The 25,993-nt window shown below is 51.5% G+C and carries 22 protein-coding genes; 19 read left to right on the forward strand and 3 right to left on the reverse strand.

The features are described from left to right. Nucleotides 1-21 precede the first annotated feature (21 nt). The 18 genes from AB8881_00505 to lpxB all read left to right on the forward strand — a co-directional run bounded on the left by AB8881_00505 (nt 22) and on the right by lpxB (nt 20,312). A complete protein-coding gene (locus tag AB8881_00505) occupies nt 22-1,278 on the forward strand; it encodes a lipoprotein-releasing ABC transporter permease subunit (protein XDZ63410.1) in 1,257 nt (418 codons plus the stop codon). After that, a complete protein-coding gene (locus tag AB8881_00510; GenBank protein ID XDZ63411.1) occupies nt 1,271-1,978 on the forward strand; it encodes an ABC transporter ATP-binding protein in 708 nt (235 codons plus the stop codon). Before AB8881_00505 ends, AB8881_00510 begins: the two co-directional genes overlap by 8 nt. Before the next feature lie 62 nt (nt 1,979-2,040). Next, a complete protein-coding gene (dnaE, locus tag AB8881_00515; GenBank protein XDZ63412.1) occupies nt 2,041-5,496 on the forward strand; it encodes a DNA polymerase III subunit alpha in 3,456 nt (1,151 codons plus the stop codon). A gap of 210 nt (nt 5,497-5,706) precedes the next feature. Then, nucleotides 5,707-6,555: a 30S ribosomal protein S2 gene (rpsB, locus tag AB8881_00520; GenBank protein XDZ63413.1), complete on the forward strand. Its 849-nt coding sequence runs from the start codon at nt 5,707-5,709 to the stop codon at nt 6,553-6,555. 143 nt (nt 6,556-6,698) lie between these two features. After that, nucleotides 6,699-7,616, forward strand: coding sequence for a translation elongation factor Ts (gene tsf / locus AB8881_00525; protein ID XDZ63414.1), 918 nt, complete (start codon nt 6,699-6,701; stop codon nt 7,614-7,616). 89 nt (nt 7,617-7,705) lie between these two features. Continuing rightward, nucleotides 7,706-8,392 carry a UMP kinase gene (pyrH, locus tag AB8881_00530; GenBank protein XDZ64474.1) on the forward strand — a complete coding sequence of 229 codons (687 nt, stop codon included), beginning with the start codon at nt 7,706-7,708 and terminating at the stop codon, nt 8,390-8,392. 57 nt (nt 8,393-8,449) lie between these two features. After that, the gene (gene frr, locus AB8881_00535) at nt 8,450-9,007 is read left to right on the forward strand and encodes a ribosome recycling factor (GenBank protein ID XDZ63415.1); all 558 of its coding nucleotides are present in this window, start codon (nt 8,450-8,452) and stop codon (nt 9,005-9,007) included. A 34-nt stretch (nt 9,008-9,041) separates the two neighbouring features. Further along, nucleotides 9,042-9,788, forward strand: a complete 747-nt coding sequence (gene uppS / locus AB8881_00540) for a polyprenyl diphosphate synthase (protein XDZ63416.1) — start codon at nt 9,042-9,044, stop codon at nt 9,786-9,788. Continuing rightward, entirely contained in the window at nt 9,785-10,555 is a 771-nt protein-coding gene (locus tag AB8881_00545; protein XDZ63417.1) for a phosphatidate cytidylyltransferase, read from the forward strand. The genes uppS and AB8881_00545 overlap by 4 nt, the downstream gene beginning before the upstream one ends. Nucleotides 10,556-10,567: 12 nt before the next feature. Further along, nucleotides 10,568-11,761 carry a 1-deoxy-D-xylulose-5-phosphate reductoisomerase gene (gene dxr / locus AB8881_00550; protein ID XDZ63418.1) on the forward strand — a complete coding sequence of 398 codons (1,194 nt, stop codon included), beginning with the start codon at nt 10,568-10,570 and terminating at the stop codon, nt 11,759-11,761. Between the two features lie 78 nt (nt 11,762-11,839). Then, nucleotides 11,840-12,922, forward strand: coding sequence for an RIP metalloprotease RseP (gene rseP / locus AB8881_00555; protein XDZ63419.1), 1,083 nt, complete (start codon nt 11,840-11,842; stop codon nt 12,920-12,922). A gap of 141 nt (nt 12,923-13,063) precedes the next feature. Then, nucleotides 13,064-15,343: an outer membrane protein assembly factor BamA gene (gene bamA, locus AB8881_00560; GenBank protein ID XDZ63420.1), complete on the forward strand. Its 2,280-nt coding sequence runs from the start codon at nt 13,064-13,066 to the stop codon at nt 15,341-15,343. Nucleotides 15,344-15,345: 2 nt separating this feature from the next. Then, nucleotides 15,346-15,957, forward strand: a complete 612-nt coding sequence (locus AB8881_00565) for an OmpH family outer membrane protein (GenBank protein XDZ63421.1) — start codon at nt 15,346-15,348, stop codon at nt 15,955-15,957. Between the two features lie 9 nt (nt 15,958-15,966). After that, nucleotides 15,967-16,983, forward strand: coding sequence for a UDP-3-O-(3-hydroxymyristoyl)glucosamine N-acyltransferase (gene lpxD / locus AB8881_00570; GenBank protein ID XDZ63422.1), 1,017 nt, complete (start codon nt 15,967-15,969; stop codon nt 16,981-16,983). A gap of 67 nt (nt 16,984-17,050) precedes the next feature. Then, nucleotides 17,051-17,509 carry a 3-hydroxyacyl-ACP dehydratase FabZ gene (gene fabZ / locus AB8881_00575; protein XDZ63423.1) on the forward strand — a complete coding sequence of 153 codons (459 nt, stop codon included), beginning with the start codon at nt 17,051-17,053 and terminating at the stop codon, nt 17,507-17,509. Between the two features lies 1 nt (nt 17,510). Continuing rightward, a complete protein-coding gene (gene lpxA, locus AB8881_00580; GenBank protein XDZ63424.1) occupies nt 17,511-18,305 on the forward strand; it encodes an acyl-ACP--UDP-N-acetylglucosamine O-acyltransferase in 795 nt (264 codons plus the stop codon). Between the two features lie 46 nt (nt 18,306-18,351). Continuing rightward, nucleotides 18,352-19,173: an LpxI family protein gene (locus AB8881_00585; GenBank protein ID XDZ63425.1), complete on the forward strand. Its 822-nt coding sequence runs from the start codon at nt 18,352-18,354 to the stop codon at nt 19,171-19,173. Beyond that, the gene (lpxB, locus tag AB8881_00590) at nt 19,170-20,312 is read left to right on the forward strand and encodes a lipid-A-disaccharide synthase (protein XDZ63426.1); all 1,143 of its coding nucleotides are present in this window, start codon (nt 19,170-19,172) and stop codon (nt 20,310-20,312) included. The genes AB8881_00585 and lpxB overlap by 4 nt, the downstream gene beginning before the upstream one ends. 42 nt (nt 20,313-20,354) lie before the next feature. Here the strand turns inward: lpxB and AB8881_00595 are convergent, their stop codons facing one another. Then, nucleotides 20,355-21,662, reverse strand: coding sequence for a citrate synthase (locus AB8881_00595; GenBank protein XDZ63427.1), 1,308 nt, complete (start codon nt 21,660-21,662; stop codon nt 20,355-20,357). Between the two features lie 94 nt (nt 21,663-21,756). Next, entirely contained in the window at nt 21,757-23,151 is a 1,395-nt protein-coding gene (gene gltX, locus AB8881_00600; protein XDZ63428.1) for a glutamate--tRNA ligase, read from the reverse strand. Between the two features lie 63 nt (nt 23,152-23,214). On the opposite strand from gltX, the gene AB8881_00605 reads away from it, so the two are divergent. Further along, nucleotides 23,215-24,951, forward strand: a complete 1,737-nt coding sequence (locus AB8881_00605; GenBank protein XDZ63429.1) for a ComEC/Rec2 family competence protein — start codon at nt 23,215-23,217, stop codon at nt 24,949-24,951. 274 nt (nt 24,952-25,225) lie between these two features. Here the strand turns inward: AB8881_00605 and lexA are convergent, their stop codons facing one another. Beyond that, on the reverse strand, nt 25,226-25,864 hold the full coding sequence (gene lexA / locus AB8881_00610) for a transcriptional repressor LexA (GenBank protein ID XDZ63430.1): 639 nt from the start codon (nt 25,862-25,864) through the stop codon (nt 25,226-25,228). Nucleotides 25,865-25,993: the final 129 nt, after the last annotated feature.

Genomic DNA, 25,993 nt, shown 5'->3' on the forward strand with positions numbered 1-25,993 from the left:
AGCGGCGAAAAGGGCTATTTGATGAGATATTTTTTCTCTCCGGTTGAACGGATGTTAGCGTTTCGCTATATGCGATCGCGCCGCGCCGAGGGGTTTATATCGGTAATTGCCTGGTTTTCGCTTGCGGGGATCACGCTTGGCGTTGCAACGCTGATTGTTGTGATGTCGGTGATGAACGGGTTTCGGGCTGAGCTGGTTGGCCGGATACTTGGGCTGAACGGCCATGTTGCTGTTTATTCCAGCAAGCCGGGCGGGATCGCAGATTTTGATCAGCTGGCCCTTAAAATAACCGATATGCGTGATGTAATCGCTGTTACGCCGCAAATCGAAGGTCAAGTGATGGCAACGCAGAACCGTGTCAGCGTCGGTGCGGTCGTGCGCGGGGTGCGCTGGTCTGATCTTGCGGTGCGCAAACCGCTATGGAATTCGCTTGGCGAGGCTGAAATCTATGGTTTCCGGGACGGGGGCGGGGTGTTGATTGGCCGTGAAATGGCGTTCAAACTTGGGGTGACATCTGGCGATAGTGTGACTTTGACCACCGCCAAGGGCAAGGCAACCGCATTTGGCACTGTGCCAACCCGCCGTAAATTCAAAATTGTGGGTATCTTTAATGTTGGTATGTACGAATATGATTCCAGCTTTGTCTTTATGCCTCTTGATCTGTCAGCTGGATTTTTAGGTTATGAAAACACCGTATCCGGTCTTGAAATTTATGTATCAGCGCCCGAAAAGATTGCTGTGCTTCGTCAGTCCGTAAGGCAGGTTGTTGGCGATGATCTGCGCGTTTTTGACTGGGTTGAGCGCAACCGCAGCTTTTTGAACGCCTTAAGGGTTGAGCGCAACGTCATGTTCCTGATTTTGACGCTGATCATCCTCGTTGCGGCCTTTAACATCATTTCGTCAATGATCATGCTAGTCCGGTCAAAAAATGCTGATATCGCCGTATTGCGAACCATGGGAGCGAGTGGCGGCAGCATAATGCGCATATTTTTGATGACGGGGGCAAGCATCGGCATTGTTGGCACTATTACGGGTACGCTGGCGGGGATGCTGTTCTGTTGGAATATTGATGCGATCAAAGGGGCGATCGAAAGTCTGTCGGGGGCTGAGTTATTTGCAGCGGAGATTTATTTCCTGTCTAATCTGCCTGCAAAAATTGATCCGCAGGAAGTTCTGATGGTCGTGCTGATGGCATTGGGGTTGTCGTTTGTGGCCAGCCTCTATCCGGCATGGCGTGCATCTAGAATCGCGCCGGCTGAGGCATTGCGCTATGAGTGATATCGAAACTGCAAAATCATCCGGACCTTTGCTGGAATTACGCAATATCCAGCGCAGCTATTTCCAAGGTACGGTTAAACTTGACGTTCTGACCGATGCCAGCCTCGCCGTTAATGCTGGCGAAATGAAGGCACTGGTTGGCCCATCAGGATCAGGTAAATCGACATTGCTGAATATTGCCGGTCTTTTGGAGCGGCCAGATGCTGGCGCAGTGTTTGTTGATGGTGTGGAAGCTGGCGAGCTGGGCCGTTCACGACGTGGACGATTACGGCGAACCCATATCGGCTTTGTTTTTCAGTTTCACCGCCTTTTACCCGAATTTTCTGCGCATGAAAATGTGATGATACCGCAGATGCTAAACGGGCTTGATCGTGATGAGGCGGCCACCCGCGCCGAGCAATTGCTTGCAATGGTTGGATTGCAAGCGCGTGCAGATTTTCGCCCCGGTTTGTTGTCGGGCGGCGAGCAGCAGCGTGTGGCGATTGCACGTGCGGTGGCGAATGCGCCGCGTGTGCTACTTGCTGATGAGCCGACCGGCAATCTTGACCCTGATACAGCAAAAGATGTGTTTCACCACCTCTCGACCATTACACGGGCAACTGGTACCGCGGCATTGGTGGTTACGCATAATCAACAAATTGCTCTAAAGATGGACTCGGTGCTGACGATTGCCGATGGTAAAATCATCTCAATTGGCTAGATTTACGGCGCGGCTTTGGGGTAGTGTCAGGGGGCTTCCTTGTTGATTGCTGAAAGCCTGTAATGCCCGCCAATTTTGTCCATCTCAGACTGCATAGTGCCTATTCGCTGGCCGAATCAACACTGCGCATAAAATCTCTGGCGTCATTGATTGCCGATGACCGGCAGCCGGCCGCGGCGATTACCGATACAAATAATATGTTCGGTGCGCTTGAATTTGCGCAAACGATGGCAAGCGCTGGCGTTCAGCCGATCATGGGCACCCAGATCAATCTCAAAGACTCACAAGGTCAGGGCGAGATTGTACTTTTGGCGAAAAACGACCTTGGCTATACGAACCTCTCAAAATTGCTGTCAAAGACTTTGCTTGAGGCTGATGCGGTGCATGATCCGGCCTGTTCGCTGGATGATTTGGCGGCCCATGCTGATGGGCTTATCCTGTTAAGTGGCGGCGCCTTGGCTGGCTTTATTGGGGCACCGGCTGGTGACGGTAGGCCGGCCTTGGCGGGTGCGCGCGCCGATCAGCTTGCGGCCTTGTTCGGTGATAGGTTCTATATCGAATTGCAACGTCATGGCCTTGGCGTGGAACGGGCGGCAGAACCGCATCTACTAACGATTGCTGACCGGCTGAATGCGGCGTTGGTTGCGACCAATGACTGCCGTTTTGAAAATGCTGAGATGAGCCAGCCGCATGATACGCTGGTCTGTATCGGCACCGGCAGAAAGTTTTCCGAGGCTGATCGCCCACGTTTTTCGCCGGAGCATTACTTTAAAAGCTCTGTCCAAATGACAGAATTATTTGCAGATATACCTGAGGCAATTGCCAATACATTGGTCATCGCCAAACGGTGTAGCACGATGGCAAAACAGCATGATCCGATCTTGCCACCATTTGAGTCTGCTGATGGTCGGAACGAGGAGGAGGAACTCACTACGCAGGCAGAGGCCGGGTTGCAGGGGCGCTTGGAAGGTCACGTTTTCACTGACGAGATGGATCAGGCTGCGCGTGACGAGGCGGCAAAGCCATATTTTGACCGTCTGAGTTTTGAGCTGAATGTCATCAAACAAATGGGCTTTCCGGGGTATTTCCTGATTGTTGCTGATTTCATTCAATGGGCCAAAGCGCAAAATATTCCAGTTGGGCCCGGTCGTGGTTCGGGTGCTGGATCGGTTGTTGCTTGGGCGTTATTGATTACCGATCTTGATCCGCTGAAATGGGGGCTGCTGTTTGAACGGTTTTTGAACCCTGAACGCGTATCCATGCCCGATTTTGATATTGATTTCTGTCAGGATCGCCGGGATGAGGTGATCAGCTATGTTCAGGATAAATACGGTCACGATAAAGTTGCGCAAATCATCACATTCGGGTCATTGCAGGCGCGGGCTGCCTTGCGTGATGTGGGGCGTGTGCTGGAAATGCCTTACGGGCAGGTTGACCGAATTGCCAAATTGATCCCGAATAACCCGGCCAAGCCGACAACGATTGCGCAGGCGCTTGTGTCTGAAGAGGAATTGCGCCAGCAGCGCCGCGATGATGAACAGGTTGCCGATCTGATTGATGTGTCGATGAAACTTGAAGGGCTTTACCGGCACGCCTCTACCCATGCAGCGGGGCTGGTTATCGGTGATCGGCCGCTTGCTGAGTTGGTACCGCTTTACCGCGATCCGCGATCCGATATGCCGGTGACGCAATTCAACATGAAATGGGTGGAAAAGGCCGGCCTTGTTAAATTCGACTTTCTCGGGCTTAAAACCCTGACCGTTTTGCAGCGGGCGGTCGAGTTTATTGGCGAAAGAGGGATCGAGCTTGATCTGGGGTCAATCCCGCTTGATGACCAGCCGACCTTTGAAATGCTGTCCAATGGTGACACGGTTGGCGTGTTTCAGCTGGAATCCAGCGGGATGCGTGATGTGCTGCGCGGGCTAAAGCCTGACCGTTTTGAAGATATTATTGCCGTAGTGGCGCTCTATCGGCCGGGGCCAATGGAAAACATCAAGGATTATGTTGCCCGAAAACATGATCCTTCGCAGATCACCTATATGCACCCTGATCTAGAGCCTGTTTTGGCCGAGACCTATGGCATTATGATTTATCAGGAGCAGGTGCAACAAGCGGCGCGTGTGCTTGCTGATTACACGCTTGGTGCTGCGGATATTCTGCGCCGTGCGATGGGTAAAAAGATTAAAGAGGAGATGGACGAACAGCGGCAGATTTTTATCGCCGGGGCAACAAAGCGCGGGCTGTCGGAACAGTTGGCATCTGATGTTTTTGACCAGATCGCGGCCTTTGCTGGCTATGGATTTAACAAATCACACGCGGCCGCCTATGCGCTGGTGTCTTATCAGACTGCCTATCTAAAGGCGAATTATCCTGTTGAATTTTTGGCGGCGTCGATGGCGCTTGACGCAGGGAATACCGAGAAGCTGGCAGTGTTCCGACAGGAATGTCAGCAAAAGAACATTGCCGTTTTACCGCCTGATATCAATCAATCATCGTCTGGCTTCGCCGTTGAAAAAATAAACATAAATGGCGGCGATGGTGAATTGGCCATTCGCTATGCACTGTCAGCCGTGAAAAATGTTGGTGCCGAGGCGATGAGCCGCCTCACTGAAATTAGAGATGTTGAAGGGCACTTTTCGTCCTTAAAGCATTTTCTTCAGCGATTGCCGCGCGAAGTGATTAATCGGCGTCAGATGGAAGGGCTTGTGCGGGCAGGTGCGCTTGATAATATTCACAAAAACCGTCGTGAACTGATTGAAAATATGGATTTAATCCTTTCCCATGCAGACACAATGCGCCGCGAGGCCGAGTCTAATCAGGTCAGTCTGTTTGGTGGTGATGCTGCGGTGATTGACGATAGTATCAGATTGCGCGAGATGGCTGATTGGGCTGGTATGGATCGGCTGAAAGAGGAGTTTGATGCGCTTGGTCTGTACCTGTCGGCGCATCCGCTGGATAGCTATGCAAATCAGCTTGGACGTCTGCGGGTAACATCGCACGCTGAGCTGACCGATCAGGTGAAAACTGGCCGCGCGCCGCAGCGTGTTAATCTGGCCGGATCAGTCACGGCGAAACAGGTGCGTGTATCACAGCGGGGCAACCGTTTTGCCTTTGTTCAACTTACCGATCAAACGGGTGTGTTTGAAGTAACGTTCTTTTCCGACGTTTTAGCTGAAGCCAATGATTTGCTGGACCGGGAAAAGCCGTTGCTGATCGTAGCCAACCTCAAAGTTGAGGATAACGGGCCGCGTTTGCTGGCAGCTCGTGTTGAATTGCTTGATGATGCTATTGCTGCATGGCACGGCGGGGTTGCACTCTGGGTTCAGGATGAAAAGCCGCTGATAAGGCTAAAAGAGGCCCTAAAAGCCGATGGACCCGGCAAGGCTGAGGTGAAGATTCAGCTTAATATCAAGGGGCAGGATGTTTGTATCGGGCTTCCCGGCAGGTTCAAGTTAAGCGGTGATTTGCGGCAGGAGTTACGGCGGATGCCCGGCATCCTTAACGTTCAGGAATTATAGCGGTGGGCTGCTGGCGGCTGAGTATCTGGGTAATATTGCCATTTTCACCGGTAAGGCTTGCTTTTCCAACCGGTTGATAGTAAGTAACCGGCTAATTCACACATGGGGGCGGCCCCCGCGCAGCAAACTCTGCGTGATGGGCCATCCGGTGAGGGCAGGTGCCTTTCATTTCCCTCATGGAGGTTCAACCGGAGAACAGGAGTAATTTTTATGGCTCTCCCTACATTTACTATGCGCCAAATGCTTGAAGCGGGCGTCCATTTCGGTCACAGCACACGTCGTTGGAATCCAAAGATGGAACCGTTCATCTTTGGCGAGCGCAACAAAACGCATATCCTTGACCTTCAGCAAACACAGCCAATGCTTCACGCAGCATTGAAAGCGTTGAGTGATGTAACCTCACGCGGTGGCCGTGTATTGTTTGTCGGTACCAAGCGTGCTGCTGCTGAAAAAATCGCTGAAACAGCGCAAAACTGTGGCCAATATTTTGTCAATCATCGCTGGCTTGGCGGTATGTTGACCAACTGGACAACCGTATCTCAGTCAATCCGCCGTCTGCGCGAGCTTGAAAGCCGCTTTGAAAGTGGTGAGGTCAACCAGCTGACCAAAAAAGAAGCGTTGCAGATCACCCGCGAGCAAGAAAAGCTTGAGCGTACGCTTGGCGGTATCAAAGAGATGGGCGGCATTCCTGATATGCTGTTTATCCTCGACACAAATAAAGAAGCGATTGCCGTGCAGGAAGCCAACCGGCTTGGTATCCCCGTTGTTGCGGTTGTCGATAGCAATGCCAACCCTGACGGCGTCGACTATCTTATTCCGGGCAATGATGACGCGATGCGCGCCATCACATTCTATTGTGAGCTGGCTCAGGCTGCGGTTCTGGACGGTCTGCAAACCGAACTGATGAAATCAGGTGGTGACGCCGGTGAAGCTATTGAAGCACCGGTAGAACCTGCGCTTGAAGCCGCACCGGCTGAACCTGCGCTTGAAGCCGCGCCGGCTGAAGCTGAAGCCCCAGTTGAAGCAGCTGCAACTGACGATACGGCTGCGAGCGCCTAAATCACATTGCTGCCAGCGGGCTTTGGACCTGGTTCGTTGTCTGGCTCGTTGTCTGGCTTGGCGCCTTGCTGGCAGCATTTGAAATTTACGAAATGGCGGCACGCTGCCATTAATTTTGTCTTTATGAAATAAGGAACGATGAGATGAGTGTTACTGCTGCTCTGGTAAAAGAACTGCGCGAGAAATCTGGCGCGGGCATGATGGATTGTAAAAAAGCCCTCGGTGAAACCGATGGTGATATGGACGCCGCTATCGACTGGCTGCGCACCAAAGGTCTGGCGGCTGCCGCTAAAAAATCGGGTCGTGTCGCGGCTGAAGGTTTGGTTGGTATCGCGGTTGCCGGCAGCAAAGGTGCTGTCGTTGAATTGAACGCTGAAACAGATTTTGTGGCACGCAACAGCGAATTTCAGGCATTTGCCTCGGCGCTTGCCAATTTGGCACTGAACGTAACCGACATCGAAGCGCTGAAAGGTCTCGATTTTCCGGGAACCGGCCGAAATGTTGCCGATGAACTGACTCAGAAGATTGCTACCATTGGCGAAAATATGTCACTTCGCCGTATGCAGACACTCGAAGTCAGCAATGGCGCCGTTGTGCCTTACATGCATAATGCAACCGCTGATGGCCTTGGCCGGATTGGTGTGCTTGTTGCTCTGGAATCAGCCGCTGATGAGGCTGCTCTGGTTGCGCTTGGCAAGCAGATTGCGATGCATATTGCAGCAACGTCACCTGCCAGCCTATCGATCGAAGATCTGGATGCTGACGCTGTTGCCCGTGAGCGCGATGTTTTGATCGAACAGGCAAAAGCATCTGGCAAGCCACAGGAAATTGCCGAAAAGATGGTCGAAGGCCGGATGAAGAAATACTATCAGGAAGTTGTATTGCTCGAGCAGACATCTGTCATTGATGGTGAGACCCGCGTTGCCGACGTAATCGCGAAAGCTGAAAAAGATGCAGGCGCTGATATTGCCTTAAAGGCATTTGTCCGCTTTAATCTTGGCGAAGGTGTTGAGCGCGAAGAGTCTGATTTTGCCGCCGAAGTTGCAGCGCAACTGGCATAATTGGGGTTCAAACACGATCTATCTAAAGGAGTAGCCTGCCAGTGACAAAATCGTCCCAACCCGCATCGCCGCATGTCTATAACCGAGTGATGCTGAAAATTTCTGGTGAATCCTTAATGGGAAAACTTCCCTATGGCATTGATCCTGAAATGGTTGGAACCGTTGCCCAGCAGGTCAAAGACGTTGTCGCCACAGGTGTCGAGGTTTGCCTCGTCATTGGTGGCGGCAATATTTTCCGCGGCATGTCAGGTGCCGCTGCCGGTATGGAACGCGCCACCGGCGATTATATGGGCATGCTGGCAACCGTGATGAATGCATTGGCGATGCAGAATGCGCTTGAACAAATTGATGTTCCGGTGCGTGTACAATCGGCCCTTAACATCAGTGCTGTCTGCGAGCCTTACATCAGGCGTCGGGCGACGCGCCACCTCGAAAAAGGCCGCGTTGTCATCTTTGCCGCAGGGACAGGGAACCCGTTCTTTACGACCGACACGGCCGCGGCATTGCGGGCGTCTGAGATGAATTGTCAGGCATTGCTGAAGGGCACGCGGGTCGATGGTGTTTATTCCGACGATCCTGAAAAGAACAAAGATGCAAAGCGATATGATAAGCTTAGCTATATGCAAGTCTTAACCGATGATTTGCGTGTTATGGATGCATCGGCAATTTCACTGTCACGAGAAAACAATATTCCAATCTTGGTGTTTTCGATTGAAACGCCAGGGGAGTTTGAACGCGTTGTAAAGCATGAGGGGCGATTTACCATCGTTTCCTGATTTAAAAGATAATGAAAAATGGTGGGGCAGCCCTACCGACCGTAATAGGGGATAATCATGGCAGAACTTGACATTGATGATATTCAGCGCCGCATGGACGCAAGTTTGGCAAGCCTCAAAACCGAATTCATGGGGTTGCGTGCGGGGCGTGCCTCCACTGGTATGCTTGAGCCAATCATGGTCGATGCCTATGGATCAAAGATGCCGATGAATCAGGTGGGAAACATCTCGGCACCTGAGCCACGGCTGTTGACCGTATCTGTTTGGGACGCATCAATGGCGCCAGCGGTTGAAAAGGCGATTCGCGAGTCTGACCTTGGGCTGAACCCATCGGCCGAGGGCAGCCTTATTCGCGTGCCGATCCCCGATCTGTCTGAAGAACGCCGCAAGGATATGGTGAAGGTTGCTGGACGCTATGCTGAAGCGTGCCGTGTTGCGATCCGTAATGTTCGGCGCGACGGTATTGAAATTGCGCGTAAAGCCGAAAAAGATGGATTGATTTCTGAAGATGACCGTCATGCGCAAGAAAATCAGGTTCAAAAACTTACCGACGAATTTGTAAAAAAGGTCGATGATGCTCTTTCGCATAAGGAAAAAGAGATAACGCAAGTATGAGTTGCGCTCTATTTCAATTTCGAAAAGGGTCGAAATGCAGCAATCTTTGAATCATTTAGCAATTATTATGGATGGTAATCGCCGCTGGGCGAACGCGCATGGTTTCGAGATTTTAAAGGGTCATCATCAGGGGGCAGACACATTGAAAGTGGTCAGCCGCGCCGCAATTGAATATAAGATCCGATGGTTGACCGTGTTCGCTTTTTCGGCTGAAAACTGGCAGCGCCCATCCAGTGAGGTTGCCGGCCTTTTGGCGCTGATGAAGCGTTTTATTCTTACCCAGTCACAAGAATTGATTGACCAAAATATCCGGCTGCGCATTGTTGGTCGGCGAGACCGCTTTTCGGATGAGCTGCAAAGTGCAATTCGCGATGTTGAAAAGCGCTCATCTGGCAATTCCGGCTTGAATCTGACAGTTGCGCTTGACTATGGTGGCCGTCAGGATATCGCGGCGGCGGCTGGACAAATAGCGCATGAAGTTGAAACAGGGTTGTTAAAGGCCAGTCAGGTCAATGATGATTTGTTGAAATCGCGGCTCTCGACCAGCGTGCTACCGCCGGTTGATCTGCTCATCCGAACTGGTGGTGAAAAGCGAATTTCGAACTTTTTGCTGTGGGATTTGCATTACGCCGAACTTTACTTCACGGATGTTTATTGGCCTGAATTCACCACAAAACATCTCTCGCAAGCCATGGATAGTTTCACGATGCGTGATCGCCGGTTTGGTGGGGCATCGGGTGATGTTGTCAAATTTCATATGGTGAAAAGTGATCTAGATTGACCATTCTGGCAAAATCTTCAGGCACAATGCGCCGTCTGCTTGGCGCGATGCTGTTAATCCCAGTTGTGGGTTTAGTCTGGTATGACCAGAAAATCGCCGGGCTGGTGGTTTTATGCCTCGGCATTTTAATGGGTTTTGAGACAAAACGCATTCTTGCGCTCCCGGTGCCAATTGGTCTGATAGTTCTGGCGGTGATCAGCGTTCTAACAACGCCGCCATGGCTTTTGAGCCCGTCCCCTTTGTTGATGTTATCATTGGCGGGGCTTGGGGCGATCGTCGTTGGCGTTTACGTCAGCCAGTTGGCAGCAATGTTTGTCGGATGGTTGTGCCTGTGCCTTGCCAGCGCCAATTTGCTGCTATCACAGCCATTAGGTCACGTCATTCTGCTGGCGTTGGCGGGGGTCATTGCGGCTTGTGATAGTGCTGCCTATTTTGTCGGGCGCCGTGTCGGTGGGCCAAAATTATGGCCGAGGGTCAGCCCTAATAAAACGATTTCAGGCAGTCTTGGCGGATTGTTTGCTGCCATGCTGGGGACGATGCTGTTTTCAACGGTGCTTGGCTTTGCTGGCGCCGGTGAGGCCATATTTTTCGGATTGGTCATTGGTGTTTTGTCACAGGCAGGAGATTTGCTTGAATCCGCCGTGAAACGCAGCCTTAATGTCAAGGATAGCGGGTCAATTCTGCCGGGCCATGGCGGCCTACTTGATCGGTTTGACGGCTATGTCTTTGTTTTTCCAGCGGCATATGTATATCTTTTTGTTATCTAATTGGTTTCGGTTATGGCTGAGATAAGACATATTACGGTTCTGGGTGCAACTGGCTCGATCGGGCAGAGCAGCCTTGAGTTAGTGCGCCAGCATCCAGAGCGTTTTGCTGTCCGCGCATTGGTCGCGGGAAAAGACTTTCAGGCGCTTGCGGCACTGGCGCATGAGTTCAAGCCAGAGATAATTGGTATTCACGAAACTACAAATCTCGCCCAATTAAAGGATTTGACTGGGACGCTTAACTGCCAAGTTGTAGCCGGTGAGGCGGCTTGCAGCGACATCGCAACTATTCCGGTTGATCTGGTGATTGCGGGCATTAGCGGTCTGGCTGGTCTGCCATCTGTTTTCGCGGCAGTCAACGCTGGGCAAACAGTGGCAATTGCCAATAAGGAAACACTGGTGTCGGCAGGCGCGGTCGTTACGCGGCGCGCTATCGAAGCAGGCGCGCATATCTTACCGATCGACAGCGAGCATAACGCTGTTTTCCAGTGCTGGAATGGGTGGAAGGGGCATCAATCTTCCGACACAGCAAATGCCCGTACTGCCGAATTAAGTCATATTTGCCTAACCGCATCGGGTGGGCCTTTTTTGACTCTCCCATTGGGTGAGTTTAGCGCGATTACGCCAGCGGCTGCGGTCAAGCATCCAAATTGGGAAATGGGTAAAAAGATTTCGATTGATAGCGCCACGATGATGAATAAGGGGTTAGAAGTCATTGAGGCACGTTGGCTTTTTGACCTTGGGCACGATAAGATTGATGTTCTGGTTCACCCTCAGCAAGCAATCCACGGGCTGGTGCATTTTCGTGATGGGTCTGTGATCGCGCAGATGGGCGGGGCGGATATGCGGATACCAATTTCTTACGCTATGGCATGGCCAGAGCGTCTTGATTGGCAGCCAGAGCCATTTGACCTTGCTGCGATGGGCAATCTAACTTTCCAAAATGTCGATCAAGATCGCTTTCCTTGCTATTACCTTGCGCGCCATGCGCTTGCTGCCGGCGGTAATGCGCCAGCTGTTTTAAACGCCGCTAATGAGGTTGCAGTTGAGTCGTTTTTAGCTGGTAATATCAGTTTTCCTGATATCGCGAGGGTTGTCGATGCGTGCCTGTCTTTGGGGCTGGATGGTGACTTAACCACCATTGAGGCGGTATTTGCCATTGATCAGCGTGCCCGCGGCGAGGCGCGACAGATTGTGGCAGCGCGATAAGTTTTCAAAAATGGCTAAATTGGTCTAGATTACACCACTATTTGATTTAATTTTTACTCGCTTCTTACAGGATGTCTCATGCCCGATCTCGGCTTTACCGATCTAATCCTTGGCTTTTTGCTTTTAATCACGCCAGTGGTGTATTTCCATGAGTTGGGCCATTATTGGGTGGCGCGAAAAGCCGGCGTCGTTGTTGAGGTTTTTTCAATTGGGTTTGGCCCTGAAATTTACGGATGGACAGCCAAAACGGGAACCCGGTGGCGCCTGTCGGCAATTCCGCTTGGTGGTTATGTTAAGATGCGCGGTGATGATGATGCGGCCAGCACACCCTCTGCCGCGGGCACAGGCGTCACGGGCAGCTTTAGTAATGCGGGGCTTTATTGGCGAATGGCGATTGTCGCGGCAGGGCCGATTGCCAATTTTATTCTCGGGATTTTTCTATTTGCGGTCGTCTATATGTCGGTTGGCAAACAGATCATTCCGGCGGTTATCGGTGATGTAATCCCGAATATGCCAGCGGCCAGTGCCGGCCTAAAGCCGGGCGATAAGGTGGTTGAGATCGACGGCATCGGGATTCGCGATTTCAACGATATGCGCGGGCTTGTTGTTGAAAGCCCCAATAAAACCCTTGGGTTCGTCATCCAGCGCGATGGACGCGATCTTAGTTTAGATATTACGCCGGCTCCCCAATTTAATGAGCAGCTGCAGATTGATATTGGCATCTTAGGCGTCAAATCACCGCCGGTTGGAGAGTTTCAGCGGCTTGGGCCTAGCGCTGCAATCATGGCGGCGTCGTCTGACGCGTTTCATATGTCTGTGGTGATCCTGCGCAGCCTTGGCCGCGCTGTTACTGGCAATATGCAGCAAGGCGAGGTCGGTGGCCCGGTTCGCATTGCCGAGATTTCGGGTGCCGTGCTTAATCAGGGAATTGTGCCATTTATTCTGTTAACCGCGGTTATTTCGATAAATCTTGGGCTGATTAATCTATTACCAATTCCTGCCCTAGACGGCGGGCATCTTACCTTTTTTATGCTTGAGGCACTGCGCGGCAAGCCACTGCCGCTTGGCTTTCAGGCAGCTTTGATGCGTGGCGGTATCGCCATTTTAATGGGTTTGACGCTGTTTCTCGTCGTGATTGATGTTGTACGGCTATTCCAATAGCCGGTTAAAAGACAGCGGTTGCCTTTGTTTTAAAGCCTAAACTAGGCGATTTAATTATAGATTCGGCCATTGTTAGGCTTTCGCTATGCCGTTAGGCTGTCTATAGTTTTGCGTCTTATCTTGCTTGGGATCGGAAACTTCATGCGCCTTACTGGTCTAATTCGCCTTATTTATGGTTTATTCCTTGCTCTCGTGGTGGCTCAGTCTGGCAATGCCCAGCTTGCAGATGATGGGGTACGGGTTACCGAAATTCGTGTTGAGGGAAATCGCCGTGTTGCGGGTGGAACTGTGCAATCTTATCTGCCGGTTCGGGTTGGTGATTTAACGTCACCAGCATCATTGAGTAACTCGCTGGAACGGCTTTATGAGACAAATCTATTCAAGGACATCAAACTAAATCTGGACGGGTCTGTTCTTCTTGTCTCGGTGGTTGAAAACCCAATTATCAACCGGGTTAATATTGAGGGAAATGACGTTCTTACTGATGAGCGTTTGCTCGAGATTATCGATGTTCAACCGCGCCGGGTTTACAATCGCAGTGTGGCGATTGAGGCCACCCGCAAGCTGATTGACATCTATCGCGCCAGTGGCCGCTTTGCCGCAGTGGTTGAACCAAAAATAATCGAGCTTGATGAGAATCGCGTCGACCTTGTCTTTGAGGTCAATGAAGGCCCGTTGATTAAAATTAGTTCAATCTCTTTTTCAGGTAACAATGCGTTCAGTGACCGTGCATTGCGCCAAAACATTGCGAGCCGCGAGACGCGCTGGTGGGCCTTCTTGTCTTCGACTGATAAATATGATGAGGGCAGACTTGACTATGATGTGCGGTTGCTGCGTCAATTTTATTTATCGCGCGGCTATGCCGATATTGTGGTCGATCGTGTGCGCGGCGGTATGCTTCCCGATCGCAGCGGGTTCGCAATTAGCTTTCTGATTAATGAGGGCGCGCGTTATCAGGTTAGCAACGTCACTGTTTCTAGCGCTATCGAGGGCATCGATCCGACCGAGTTAAAGCAGCTTGTCGATTTTGGTGACGATCGCTGGTATGACGTTCGCGCGCTTGAACAGGGTCTTCTTGATATCTCCAACCGGCTAGGGTCCTTTGGTTATGCCTTTGTAAATGTTGCGCCAGAGATAAAGACCTACCCAGAAACGGCGACCCTCGATATCGCAATTAACATTGAAAAGGCTCAGCGTAATTTTGTTGAGCGAATAGAGTTTGTTGATAATACACGTACCTTGGATCGCGTCATAAGACGGGAATTTGAGATTGTTGAGGGTGATGCCTATAATCAGTTAAAAATTGATCGTTCAATCCGCAACGTCAAAAATCTGGGGTATTTTAGCGATGTGAAGGTTGCAACATTGCGAGGGTCTAGCCCAGAACAAACGGTCACAAAGGTTACAGTCGCTGAGCAATCAACAGGTGATTTTTCAATTGGGCTTGGCTATTCATCGCTGGATAAATCCAGCGTGTCCTTCGGCATCAACGAGCGTAATTTCATTGGCACTGGGCGCAGAGCCAGTCTATCGATCTCGACATCGGGGGCCGAGACCAACTTTAATATTGGCCTAACCGAGCCCTATTTGCAGGGGCGTGATCTTACCGGCAGCTTTGATGTCTTCAAAACAAAGAATAAAACCGACGAAACTACTGTGAATGAAACCGGGCTGTCGTTTGGTATCGGCTTTGCTGCGGCACGCGATGTTTATCACCAGTTGAATTATGAGCTTAGCCAGTCAAAAACAACGATCGGCGCAACTACAGCTGAGTCCGTTACTGGCGAAGACGGCAAGTCTCGCCTGCGCTCATCAATCAAATATGTTCTATCAAAAGATACAAGGGACAGCCGGTTTGACCCTTCTCAGGGGTATCTTCTAGAGATGGATGAGACTTTGTCTGGATTTGGCGGTGACGTGAAGTTTTTGCGAACCCGGCTTTCAGCAGCTTATTACAAGCCCATGTTGTTTAAATCAGTTATTTTCGGAGTGTCGGGTAAATTGGGATATATTACCGGTCTTGGTGACAAGGTTACGCAATCCCAGCGCTTCTACCTCGGTGGTCGTGATGTCCGCGGATTTGGTTCTGGTGGTATCGGCCCACGCGATACTGGCTCGCTTGATGCTGTTGGCGGCAATAAAATGTATGCTGGCCGTGTGGAAATTGTATCGAGCCTAGGCCTTGATAAGGATACAGGCGTCAGATGGACAGTCTTTAGCGATGTTGGGTCACTATGGGGTACGGATTATCCAACTGGTGTGACAAATCCAAACACATCAAAGGCGCGCGCGAGTGTTGGGGCCGGTATTTACTGGATGACAGCGATTGGGCCATTGTCATTCTCATGGGCAAAGCCTGTCTCCAAAATGTCGCATGACACAACAAAGGCATTCCAGTTCAATATTGGAACTAGGTTATAGTGATGCAGGTATTAAACTATCTTAAGCCAACTACGCTGATGATCGCCTTGGTCATGGCGGTCAGCATAGCACCGGCGGGCTGGGCGCAATCCCCGCCCGATGAGACGCAGAATAGTCAGTCTATGGAAGTGCGCCGCATTGCCCTTGTTGATCTGGATGGCGTGCTGCGGGCCGCTGATGCGAATGGCCGTGTTCGTGAATTGCTGGACGGTCAGCGGGAAAAGTTTCAGGAAGAGTTTCGCGAGATTGAAGTTGATTTGCAGCAGAATGAGCGTGATTTGCTGGCGAAGCGAGAGCTGATTGCAAAAGAGGAATATGACAAGCTTGTGACGGCGTTTCAGGCGCGCGTATCCGAGGTGCAGAAAGAGATTCAGTACAAAAGGCAGTCGATAGACAATGCCTATCAAAAAGCTCTTGGCGATATCCGAACTTTGGCCATTGAAGTGATCACTCAAATCGCTGCTGAGCGGAAGATTGATCTGATTTTAAATCGCGACTCTAGCGTGATGTTTTTGCCACATTTGAATATTTCGAAAGAGGTGCTTTTGCGCCTGAATGATCGTACTAAAGATGCCCGCATCCAGATTGATATCAAAAAGCCGGTGGCGCAGTAGGGCAGGTTAATGTCGATCAATTCAGCATTTTACCAAATTCTCGAGGGGGTGACTGCTGGCGACCTTGCTGGCGCAATTGGTGCGGCTGAATTACACGGACCAGCAAAAACTGTAATTGCCGATATAACGGCCTTTGAAACTGCGACGCCCTCGGCTCTGATCTATCAGTCCAATCCTGATGCGGCAAAGACTTTAACAGTAAAACCGGTGATTGTAATTACCAATGATGCTTGTCTTCCGATGATTGACGGCGGCAATAGCGCTCTGATTGTGCCGTCCCCAAGAATTGGGTTTGCACAGGCTCTATCGCATCTCATCCTGCCGCCGCCGATGGAATTTGACAGCACGGGGATCTCGCCGCTGGCAAATATTGCTAGTGGTGCGCATATCAACCCATCAGCCACCATCATGGCGCAAGCGAACGTTGGGGCTGGCACTGTGGTCGAGGCTGGCGCTGTTTTGCATCGCGGCGTTACCATTGGCGAAAACTGTTACATCGGATCAAATAGCGTAATATCGCATTGCATGATTGGTAATGCAGTTACCATCGATGCTGGCTGCATTATTGGGGCGGCTGGGTTTGGTTTTGAAATGACCAAAGATGGGGCGGTTAAATTACCGCACCTTGGTCTGGTGATTATTGATGATTTTGTGTCGATTGGCAGTGGCTGTGCAATTGATCGTGGCAGTCTTGGTAACACTGTTATTGGCGCTCATGTAATGATGGATAACCTCTGCCATATTGCCCATAATGTAACAATAGGGCAGCGATCAATTGTCGCTGGTCAGTGCGGGATTTCGGGAAGTGTGACGGTAGGCGCTGGCGTTTCCATGGGCGGACAGGTCGGCATTGCACCGCATGTCACAATCGGTGATGGCGCGGTGCTGACGGCACGAAGCGGGGTGACAAAGGATGTTGCGGCAGGTGAACAGGTCGCCGGATTCCCAGCGGTGCCAAAGCGGCAGTTCTGGCGTGATCAGGCGGCAATTCGCCGGCTTGGCGCGGCCAAAACGTCAAAACCATAATAAGCAGTGAAGTCACGTGGGATTTGTATTATGAATGGGCCGGTAACGACCATAGAAGGATAGGCGAATGGCGGAAAATATAGATGTTTTGAATATTGATCAGATTAAAAAACTGATCCCGCACAGGGCGCCAATCCTGCTTATCGACCGTGTCGAGAATATTGTTCCCGACACCGAAGCCACCGGCATTAAAGCTGTTAGTGGGAATGAGCCGTATTTTGCTGGCCATTTCCCCGATTTTCCAGTGATGCCAGGCGTGTTAATTGTCGAGGCTATTGCCCAAACCGCATCCGTGATGGTGGCGGCAACGACCCCCGATTTTACCACAGGAAAACTGGTTTTCTTTACCACGATTGAAAAGGCACGTTTCCGCCAGCCGGTTCGCCCCGGTGATGTGATTGAGATGCGCGTTGTCAAAACTGCCGCAAAGGGCCCGTTATGGAAATTTACCGGAACCGCCAAGGTTGCCGGAAAGCTGGTCGCCGAAGCTGAATTTGGTGCCATGATTGTTGACCCGGATCGCTAGAATGACCGAGTCGATTCATTCAACGGCAATTATATCACCATCGGCGCAGGTTGGTGCTGATGTAAAAATAGGCCCTTATTGTGTCATTGGCGAGCATGCAGTGGTTGGTGATGGCGTTCATCTTCACGCACATGTTGCGATTGAGGGGCACACAACGCTTGGTGCCAATTGCGAGGTTTATCCTTTTGCCGTGCTAGGCTGTGCGCCTCAGCATACGCGCTATGCGGGCGAGCCGTCACGTCTGCTAATCGGGCAGCATTGCGTCATCCGCGAGCATGTCACGATGCACCCCGGAACCGCTATTGATGCTATGGAGACGGTCGTTGGTGACAATGGGCTGTTTTTTGCTGGTGCTCATGTTGCACATGATTGTGTTGTAGGAAATAATGTTATCTTTGCGAATAACGTAGCACTCGGCGGTCATGTAAAGATCGGCGATCATGTCATGCTCGGAGGGTTTGCCGGCGTTCAGCAATGGTGCCGTGTTGGCGCACATTCGATGATTGGCGCGCATAGCCTCGTTGATGCTGATATCATTCCCTTTTGCATCGCCGCCGGCAATCGCGCCCGCCTTGCAGGGGTCAATGTCATCGGTTTAGAGCGGCGCGGGTTCGCAGCCGAGACGATCACAGGATTGCGCGATCTGTTTCGCCAATTGATTAGGGGCAACGGGCTATTTGCGAGCCGGCTTAGTGATGTGCGTGAAAAATTCAGCGGTACAGCTGAATGTGACCAATTATTTGCGTTTATTGATAATGCTGGCCGCAATGGTGTTTGCCAATCGTTCAAGCGCTAGGCTGTCAATATTGCGGCAGAATTGCCAATAAGGGGGCGCCACAGCCATGAAACGGCTTGCCATCATTGCAGGAAAGGGGCCTTTGCCGGGCGAGGTTGCCATGGCAGCGATAGCCCAAGGCCATGAGGTTTTGATCCTGCCAATCGAAGGACAGGCAGACGCCGATTTCAGCGGCTATCAAACCGTGCCAATTCGCCTTGGGGCAATCAATAAGACCCGCAGCATCATGCTCGAGCATGGCATCCAGACATTGGTGATGGTTGGCAAGGTGGTCTGGCCGTCAATGGCTGCATTACGCCCGGATTTCGATGGGATGAAACTCCTTGGCAAGATGATCACCAAAGGTGATGATAACGCCCTTCGCCATGTTGCGGCCTATTTTGCTGAAAAGGGAATTGAAACCATCGCAGTCGACATATTTCTACCAGATCGGAAAATGCCATCCGGCCTGATTGTTGGTCTGGCGCCTGACGGCGATGGCGAGGCGGCAATTTCACTTGGCATGGCGGTTTTGGACGCGTTGGGCGCGCATGATGTTGGCCAGTCCATTATCGTTCAAAACGGCCGGGTGATCGCCATTGAGGCTGCCGAGGGCAGTGACGAGATGATTGCCCGTGCCAAGCCATTGCTTGATGCGGAAAGCGGGGTTGGCTGTTTGGTTAAGATGCGTAAAACCGCACAGGACACGCGCCTCGATATGCCCGTTATGGGCTGCGTTACAATTGAGGCGGCCGCCAAAGCAGGGCTATCACTTTTGGCGATTGAGGCAGATACCGTCCTTTTGGCCGACGATCTGGCGGCAATAAAAGCTGCTTGTGTTGCTGCAAATATGACCCTTATTGGCATTAACCGCAGCACAGCCAAATGACGGCGCCGATTTTCATCATTGCTGGCGAGACGTCCGGCGATCAACTTGCCGCGCATTTAATGCGCGCGGTGAATGCTGCCTATGACAGGCCGGAATGGATTGGTGTTGGCGGCCGGTTGATGCAGAACGAGGGGTTGACGGCATCATTGCAGGATATAAACGCGCTGTCGGTAATGGGTTTTGGCAGTGCTGTCATCGCCTATCCGCGCTTGTCACGTCTTGCTGATGATCTTGTTGATGCAGTGATGAAGGCGCGGCCCCGGCTTGTTCTAACGGTCGATAATAAAGGCTTTGCGATCCGGTTTGCAGCGCGGTTAAAACGGCGGATGAAGGCGGCGGGGTGGTCTGCGCCAATTGTTCATTGTGTTGCCCCAACAGTATGGGCATGGGGCGGCTGGCGCGCAAAGAAATTTGCCGCCATTATGGATGGGCTATTATGCCTGTTTCCGTTCGAGCCTGAATATTTTACCCCGCTTGGCCTTGACGCTCATTTTATTGGTCACCCAGAGGCGTTTGGTGATTTTTTAAAAGCAAAACAAGAGGATAAATCTAAGTCTTCACCCCCTAAAATCATCTTATTGCCGGGAAGTCGCCGCAGTGAAATCGCGCTTATCTTGCCGGAAATGCTGGCGGCTGCGGCGATTATCAGAACCCATGAACCTGCGAGCGAATTTGTGCTGCCTGCGGTACCACATCTTTTGCCGCTGATCCGTGATCTTACCGATGGTGAGGGGGTTGTAATTCTTGATCAGCCGCAAGGTTTAATTCCGGCTCTGCAGACTAGTGATGCGATGATTGCGACGTCAGGAACGGTTACTTTGCAGGCGGCGTTATGTGGCACAATTGGCGTAACCTGTTACCGCACTGGCAGTATCAGCGGGTTCATTGGGCGGCGGCTGGTTGATTTTGATAAGGTTATTTTGCCAAATGCCATTTTAGGCCGGCCGTTATATCCGTTTTATTTTCAGGAACAGGCGACAGGCACATCATTGGCAACAGCGGTAATGGATTGCCTTGCTGACAGCCAGGCCAAATCGAGGGCGCAGCAGGCGGCAATCGAGCTAAAACAGCGGTTAACCGGCAATCATGATCATTTTGATGAGATGATTATCAGGGCCTTAAAAAACTGGCTTGGTTGACGAACCAAGCCAGCAGATTTCATTTAAAATTTCCAACAATCTTTAGCGGGACTGAAGATCTTTATAAGGGCGCTGGGCTGGGCCTGTATAGAGCTGGCGCGGGCGGCCGATACGTTGTGTTGGATCAGTGATCATCTCGTTCCATTGCGCAATCCAGCCGGTGGTGCGTGCCACAGCAAACAGGACTGTAAACATTGAGGTCGGAAAGCCCATCGCCTTGAGAATAATGCCCGAATAGAAATCGACATTCGGATAAAGCTTCTTTTCGATGAAATAGCTGTCATTAACAGCCAATTCCTCGAGCTCCATCGCCAGCTCAAGAAGCGCATCATTGACGCCAAGCTTGCCAAGAACGTCATGACACGCCTTGCGAAGAACCTTGGCGCGTGGATCGAAATTCTTGTAAACCCGATGCCCAAAACCAAACAGGCGGAACGGGTCATCCTTATCACGCGCTTTGTTGATAAATTCGGGGATGTTTTTCTTATTGCCAATCTCGTTCAGCATATTCAACACGGCTTCGTTGGCACCGCCATGCGCAGGCCCCCACAATGAAGCAATTCCTGCTGCAATACAGGCAAATGGGTTTGCCCCAGATGATCCAGCAAGCCGGACAGTCGATGTAGAGGCATTTTGCTCGTGATCAGCGTGCAGGATGAATATTTTGTTCATTGCATCGGCAAGGATCGGATCCACATGATAGTCTTCAGCCGGTACCGCAAAACACATATGAAGGAAGTTTTCGGCATATTTCAGATTGTTGCGCGGGTAATTAAACGGCTGACCGAGCGAATATTTATAGGCCATTGATGCCAAGGTTGGCATCTTGGCAATCAACCGCCTTGAGGCGATCATGCGCTGCAATGGGTCATGAATATCGGTTGAGTCGTGATAGAACGCAGATAATGCACCGGTGACGCCGCAAAGGATTGCCATTGGATGGGCATCACGGCGGAACCCGCGTAAAAAGATGGATAGCTGCTCATGCACCATCGTATGACGGGTAATTGCGGTATCAAACGCCTCTTTTTGTTCCGGATCGGGCAGCTCGCCTTCAAGCAGCAAATAGGCCAGCTCAAGAAAGTCAGCCTTTTCGGCGAGGTCCTCGATCGCATAGCCGCGATGCAACAACACCCCTTCATCACCATCAATATAGGTCAGCCCAGAAACGCATGATCCTGTCGCGCCATAGCCCGGATCAAAGGTAAACATTCCAGTTTCTGCATAAAGTTTGCGAATATCGATAACATCCGGCCCGATCGTTCCAGACGTGACTGGCAAGACCGTTGATTTTCCTGATGCGTTGTCAGTAACTGTTACGGATTTTTCGGAAGACGAATTGTCAGCCATCAGCGGACCTCATGAAAAAAGTTATGTGACGAATACAGCGCTGAGCATCAGGCGACTGTGTCTACTGCGAGGAGCGTCCTAACGGTACTGCAAATTAGCGTTGTGTGCAAGAGATCCGCAACCTGTGACTGGTCTCAGCCTGTCCCAAAGCCACCATAATATCAATGATTGACGGTGTTTGCTTCATGCCGGTAACAGCGGCGCGCAGAGGCAGCCCGATATCGCGCATTTTCATCCCGTTTTCAACAAGGTAGCCATTAACCGCTTCTTTCAATCCATCCAAGGTCCATGGCGCAGTTTCCAGCGCCCGATCAAGGTCAAGCAGGGTTTTCTTGGCGTCATCGTTTAAAAGGGCGGCCGCGTCATCCTCAATGGTGACCGCACCATCAATCAAAAGATAACCAACTGAACCAGCGATATCGAGGTGGGTCTTTGCGCGCTCCTTCAATAAAGGCAGGAGCGCTCGGATGCGAGATTTTGCGGCGTCAGACGGGCTGTTACCAGTTTCGGCAATTGTTTGTGTAATCATAGCACATAGCGTGTCATCATCCATGGTGCGAATGAAATGCGCATTTACATCACGTAATTTATCAGCATCAAAACGGGCAGGCGATTTACCAATCCGGCCAAGATCAAACAGCGAAACTGCATCATCACGGCTGATAATGTCCATGTCGCCGTAACTCCATCCCAGCTTTAAGAGATAGCTGAACATCGCGTCAGGCAGAAACCCCATATCGCGGTAGGCATCAACCCCAAGCGCGCCATGCCGTTTTGATAATTTTGCCCCGTCACTGCCATGGATAAGCGGAATATGTGCAAAGACCGGCACATCCCACCCCATGCCCTGATAGACCATATATTGGCGAAACGCGTTGTTTAAATGATCATCGCCGCGAATCACGTGGGTAATACCCATGTCATGATCATCAACGACAACCGCCAACATATAGGTTGGCGACCCATCCGCCCGCAAAATCACCATGTCATCCAGCACATGGTTTTGCACGGTCACTGCGCCCTGAACCGCATCCAGAATTGTGGTGCTGCCCTCGCTTGGCATTTTCATGCGCACCACAAAAGGCGCATCAATCGGGGCCTCATCTGGGTTTTTGTCGCGCCACGGCGAACGGACAGCATGACCAGATTGTTTGCTGGCCTCGCGGATCGCGGTCAGTTCATCATCAGTTAGATAACATTTATAGGCCGCACCAGCCTCGATTAACGCTAGCGCCACCTCATAATGACGCTGGCTTTGCGCCGACTGGCTGATGGCTGGTTGATCACCGCCAAGCCCAAGCCAATCAAGCCCATCATGGATCGCGGCAATCGCCTCATCTGTTGACCGGGCCTTGTCAGTATCTTCAATTCGCAAAAGATAAGTGCCGCCGTGATGGCGCGCAAACAGCCAGTTGAAAAGGGCGGTCCGCGCCCCGCCAATATGCAGATAACCGGTTGGCGACGGCGCAAATCTTGTAACGACATTCATAGTTTTTTATGCCCTTCCTGATAGGCTGGCATCATTGACCATACTTGGGCGCATGCTACACCAATGGCACTGCAAATTGCACCCCTGATTGTTCCAGAGCGTCGGATATTGATCTATCTCTATCTGTTTGTAACGGGGATAATCCTCTTACATAGCTTGCCGGCCTTGTGGCATCACGGCGATCAGCTTGTCCTGCTTTTGAGTGGCGGGGCGTTCATGATACTGGCCGCTATTTTTCTGGCACTTTATGCACGCCACCATGCCGCGCTAAATGGGGCGGTACGATTGCTGATTGCTTTTATCCTTGGTGTCGTCGTGGCGGCTGTGCAATTTGCCCGGCATGACACGCCTCAAATTGGCCGCGGTATTACCGGTCAGATTGAGGGGAGTTTGGTAAAAATTGACGGGCGTGCCGATGCCCGCAGCCGCTTATGGTTGCGGCTTGATACTACCGCCGAGATCGTCAGTGATGGGCATTTGCCAGCGGGCGGTATTGTGCGCGTCACCACCGATGAATGGCAGGATCAACAGCGGCTTGGCAGCAAACTAGCCATGCGGGTCAGGCTGTACCCGCCGCCAACGCGGGTTCTGGCTGGGGTTGCTGATTACGGTCGTCAGGCGCGCGCTCAAGGGGTTCTGGCAAGCGGTTATGTTATCTCCGGCTTGCGGCCGGTTGCGGATGGTGGCGATAGATCCGGTTTTGATAATTTTTATTTATTCTTGGCGCGATACCGCGCTCACTTTGCCAGCTATCTTGTTGGCTTGATGAACGCGCCGGCAGGGGCGATTGCGGCGGCGTTACTGGTTGGCGAACGTCGTTATATCAATGATGAACTCTATAAACAGTTTCGCGACTCGGGTTTGGCGCATTTGCTGGCGATTTCCGGACTTCATATGGGATTAATTTGTTTCGGGACTATGGCGCTTATCCGGTTTGTCGGGGCGTTGTTTCCAGCAATGTCCAGCCGGTTTCCCTTGCATAAATATGCCGCTATCACCGCGGCGATAATTGGTGCCTGCTATGTTTTGATGTCGGGCGCACCCATAAGCGCGGTTCGCGCCTTTGCCATGCCTTTGCTGGTGGTTCTGGCAATTTTACGCGACCGGATGGCATTAACACTGCGCAATGTCTGTTTGGCCGCCTTTGTGATTTTAGCGGTTAATACCATGGCCCTATTTTCTGCCGGTTTTCAGCTCAGTTTTGCTGCAACCGCTATTCTGGTCATATGGTATGAAGCACGCGCTAGAAGAGGGGCCTCGCAATTCCATTGGTCGTTGCGCTATCCGGTTGCTTTGATCACCATGTCGCTATTGGCGGCGATGGCAACTGCACCGTTTGCTGCCCAGCATTTTGGCGTTGTTATACCATGGGGCGTTATTGCCAATATCATTGGCATCCCATTGACCAGATTCTGGATTATGCCAATGGGCATGCTGTTTAGTGTCAGCGCAATATTCGGGATAGACTGGATTGTCGCGCCGATCCTCGCTGGCGGGATAAATATATTGGTCTTTATTGCCGGCATAATTGCCGAATACCCTTTTGCTGGATGGCCGGTTGCACCGCCGGAATATACCGCATTAGCTGTGATGGTTAGCGGTATCATACTGACCCAGCTTTTCATCAAACCAATTACCAGTATCGGATGGGTGGTCGGGATTGTTGGCGCGCTTTTATGGACGGTGCGGCCCGTGCCTGATGGCGCGCTATTCGCTGTCGGCCGCACGCCGCGATTGGTCCTAGCAGGGCCTGGCGTGGTTGCGACCCCTTATGATAATCTATCCGACTTTCTGGCCTAAATGGCCGCCTTTCGCCTTGGCAAAAGTGTAAATTCAGATGAACCAACGCCATGTGACCCGTCATGCCGCCATGATTTCGGTGATGGAATGATCGGCAGCATTGTCAAAAGGTCACGCGGGCTTACGGCGGCCTGCAAGGATCATAAAACCAGCTTTGTTCTAACAATCATCGCGCCGCGCTATCGCTGCAGGAGCGGCAAACCGATTTATAATATCAGTCAGAAAACAGGCTATAATTATCTGATTTTTGTCCAGAAAAAATCAATAAAGATGATTAGTAATTCCGGATTAGACCAGCAAGTTTGCCCTGCACTTCAACCTCTCCCGTGCTGAAATAGCGGGTTTCATATTTTGGGTTTGCGGCCTCTAAACCAACCCGGCCCGGTTCTTTTAGCAATGTCTTCAAGGTTGCTTCTTGCTGGTTAATCAATGCGACAACAATCTCGCCATGTCGGGCGGTTTCGGCGCGTTGAATTACCACGGTATCACCGTCCAGAATGCCCGCACCAATCATCGAGTCACCAACGATTTCAAGCGCAAAATGCTCACCGCTGCCAACCATGCTTGCCGGAATTTCTAGGTGATTTGTAGGATCACTCAAGGCTTCGATCGGCGTACCAGCAGCAATCCGGCCCAAAAGGGGGAGGCTAACAAGATTGCTCGCCGCTTCAACCGAACGGGTGACAACACCACCAGCCGCCGCCGCAGGTTTCAAAATCTCGATCGCACGGGCCCGATTGGCAAGACGGCGGATATAGCCACGCTCCTCAAGGCCGGAAACAAGCCGATGAACGCCCGATTTTGACGCAAGACCCAGCGCATCGCGCATTTCGTCAAAAGATGGAGGCACCTCATGCTGCTGCATATGCTCATTCAGATAGCTTAAAAGCTCACTTTGCTTGCGTGTAAGCATCGAAACACTCCGCTTGTTCCTGTTCGTTCTGTTTATGTTCTAACAATGTTTCGAAAGGCTGGCAAGCCTAATCAGACAGCCAGCGCTATTTATCGGATAAAAACACACCCTAAGCGGGGCTGGCACCAC

It is taken from the genome of Alphaproteobacteria bacterium LSUCC0396 (assembly GCA_041228345.1).
Taxonomy (GTDB): domain Bacteria; phylum Pseudomonadota; class Alphaproteobacteria; order Puniceispirillales; family Puniceispirillaceae; genus UBA3439.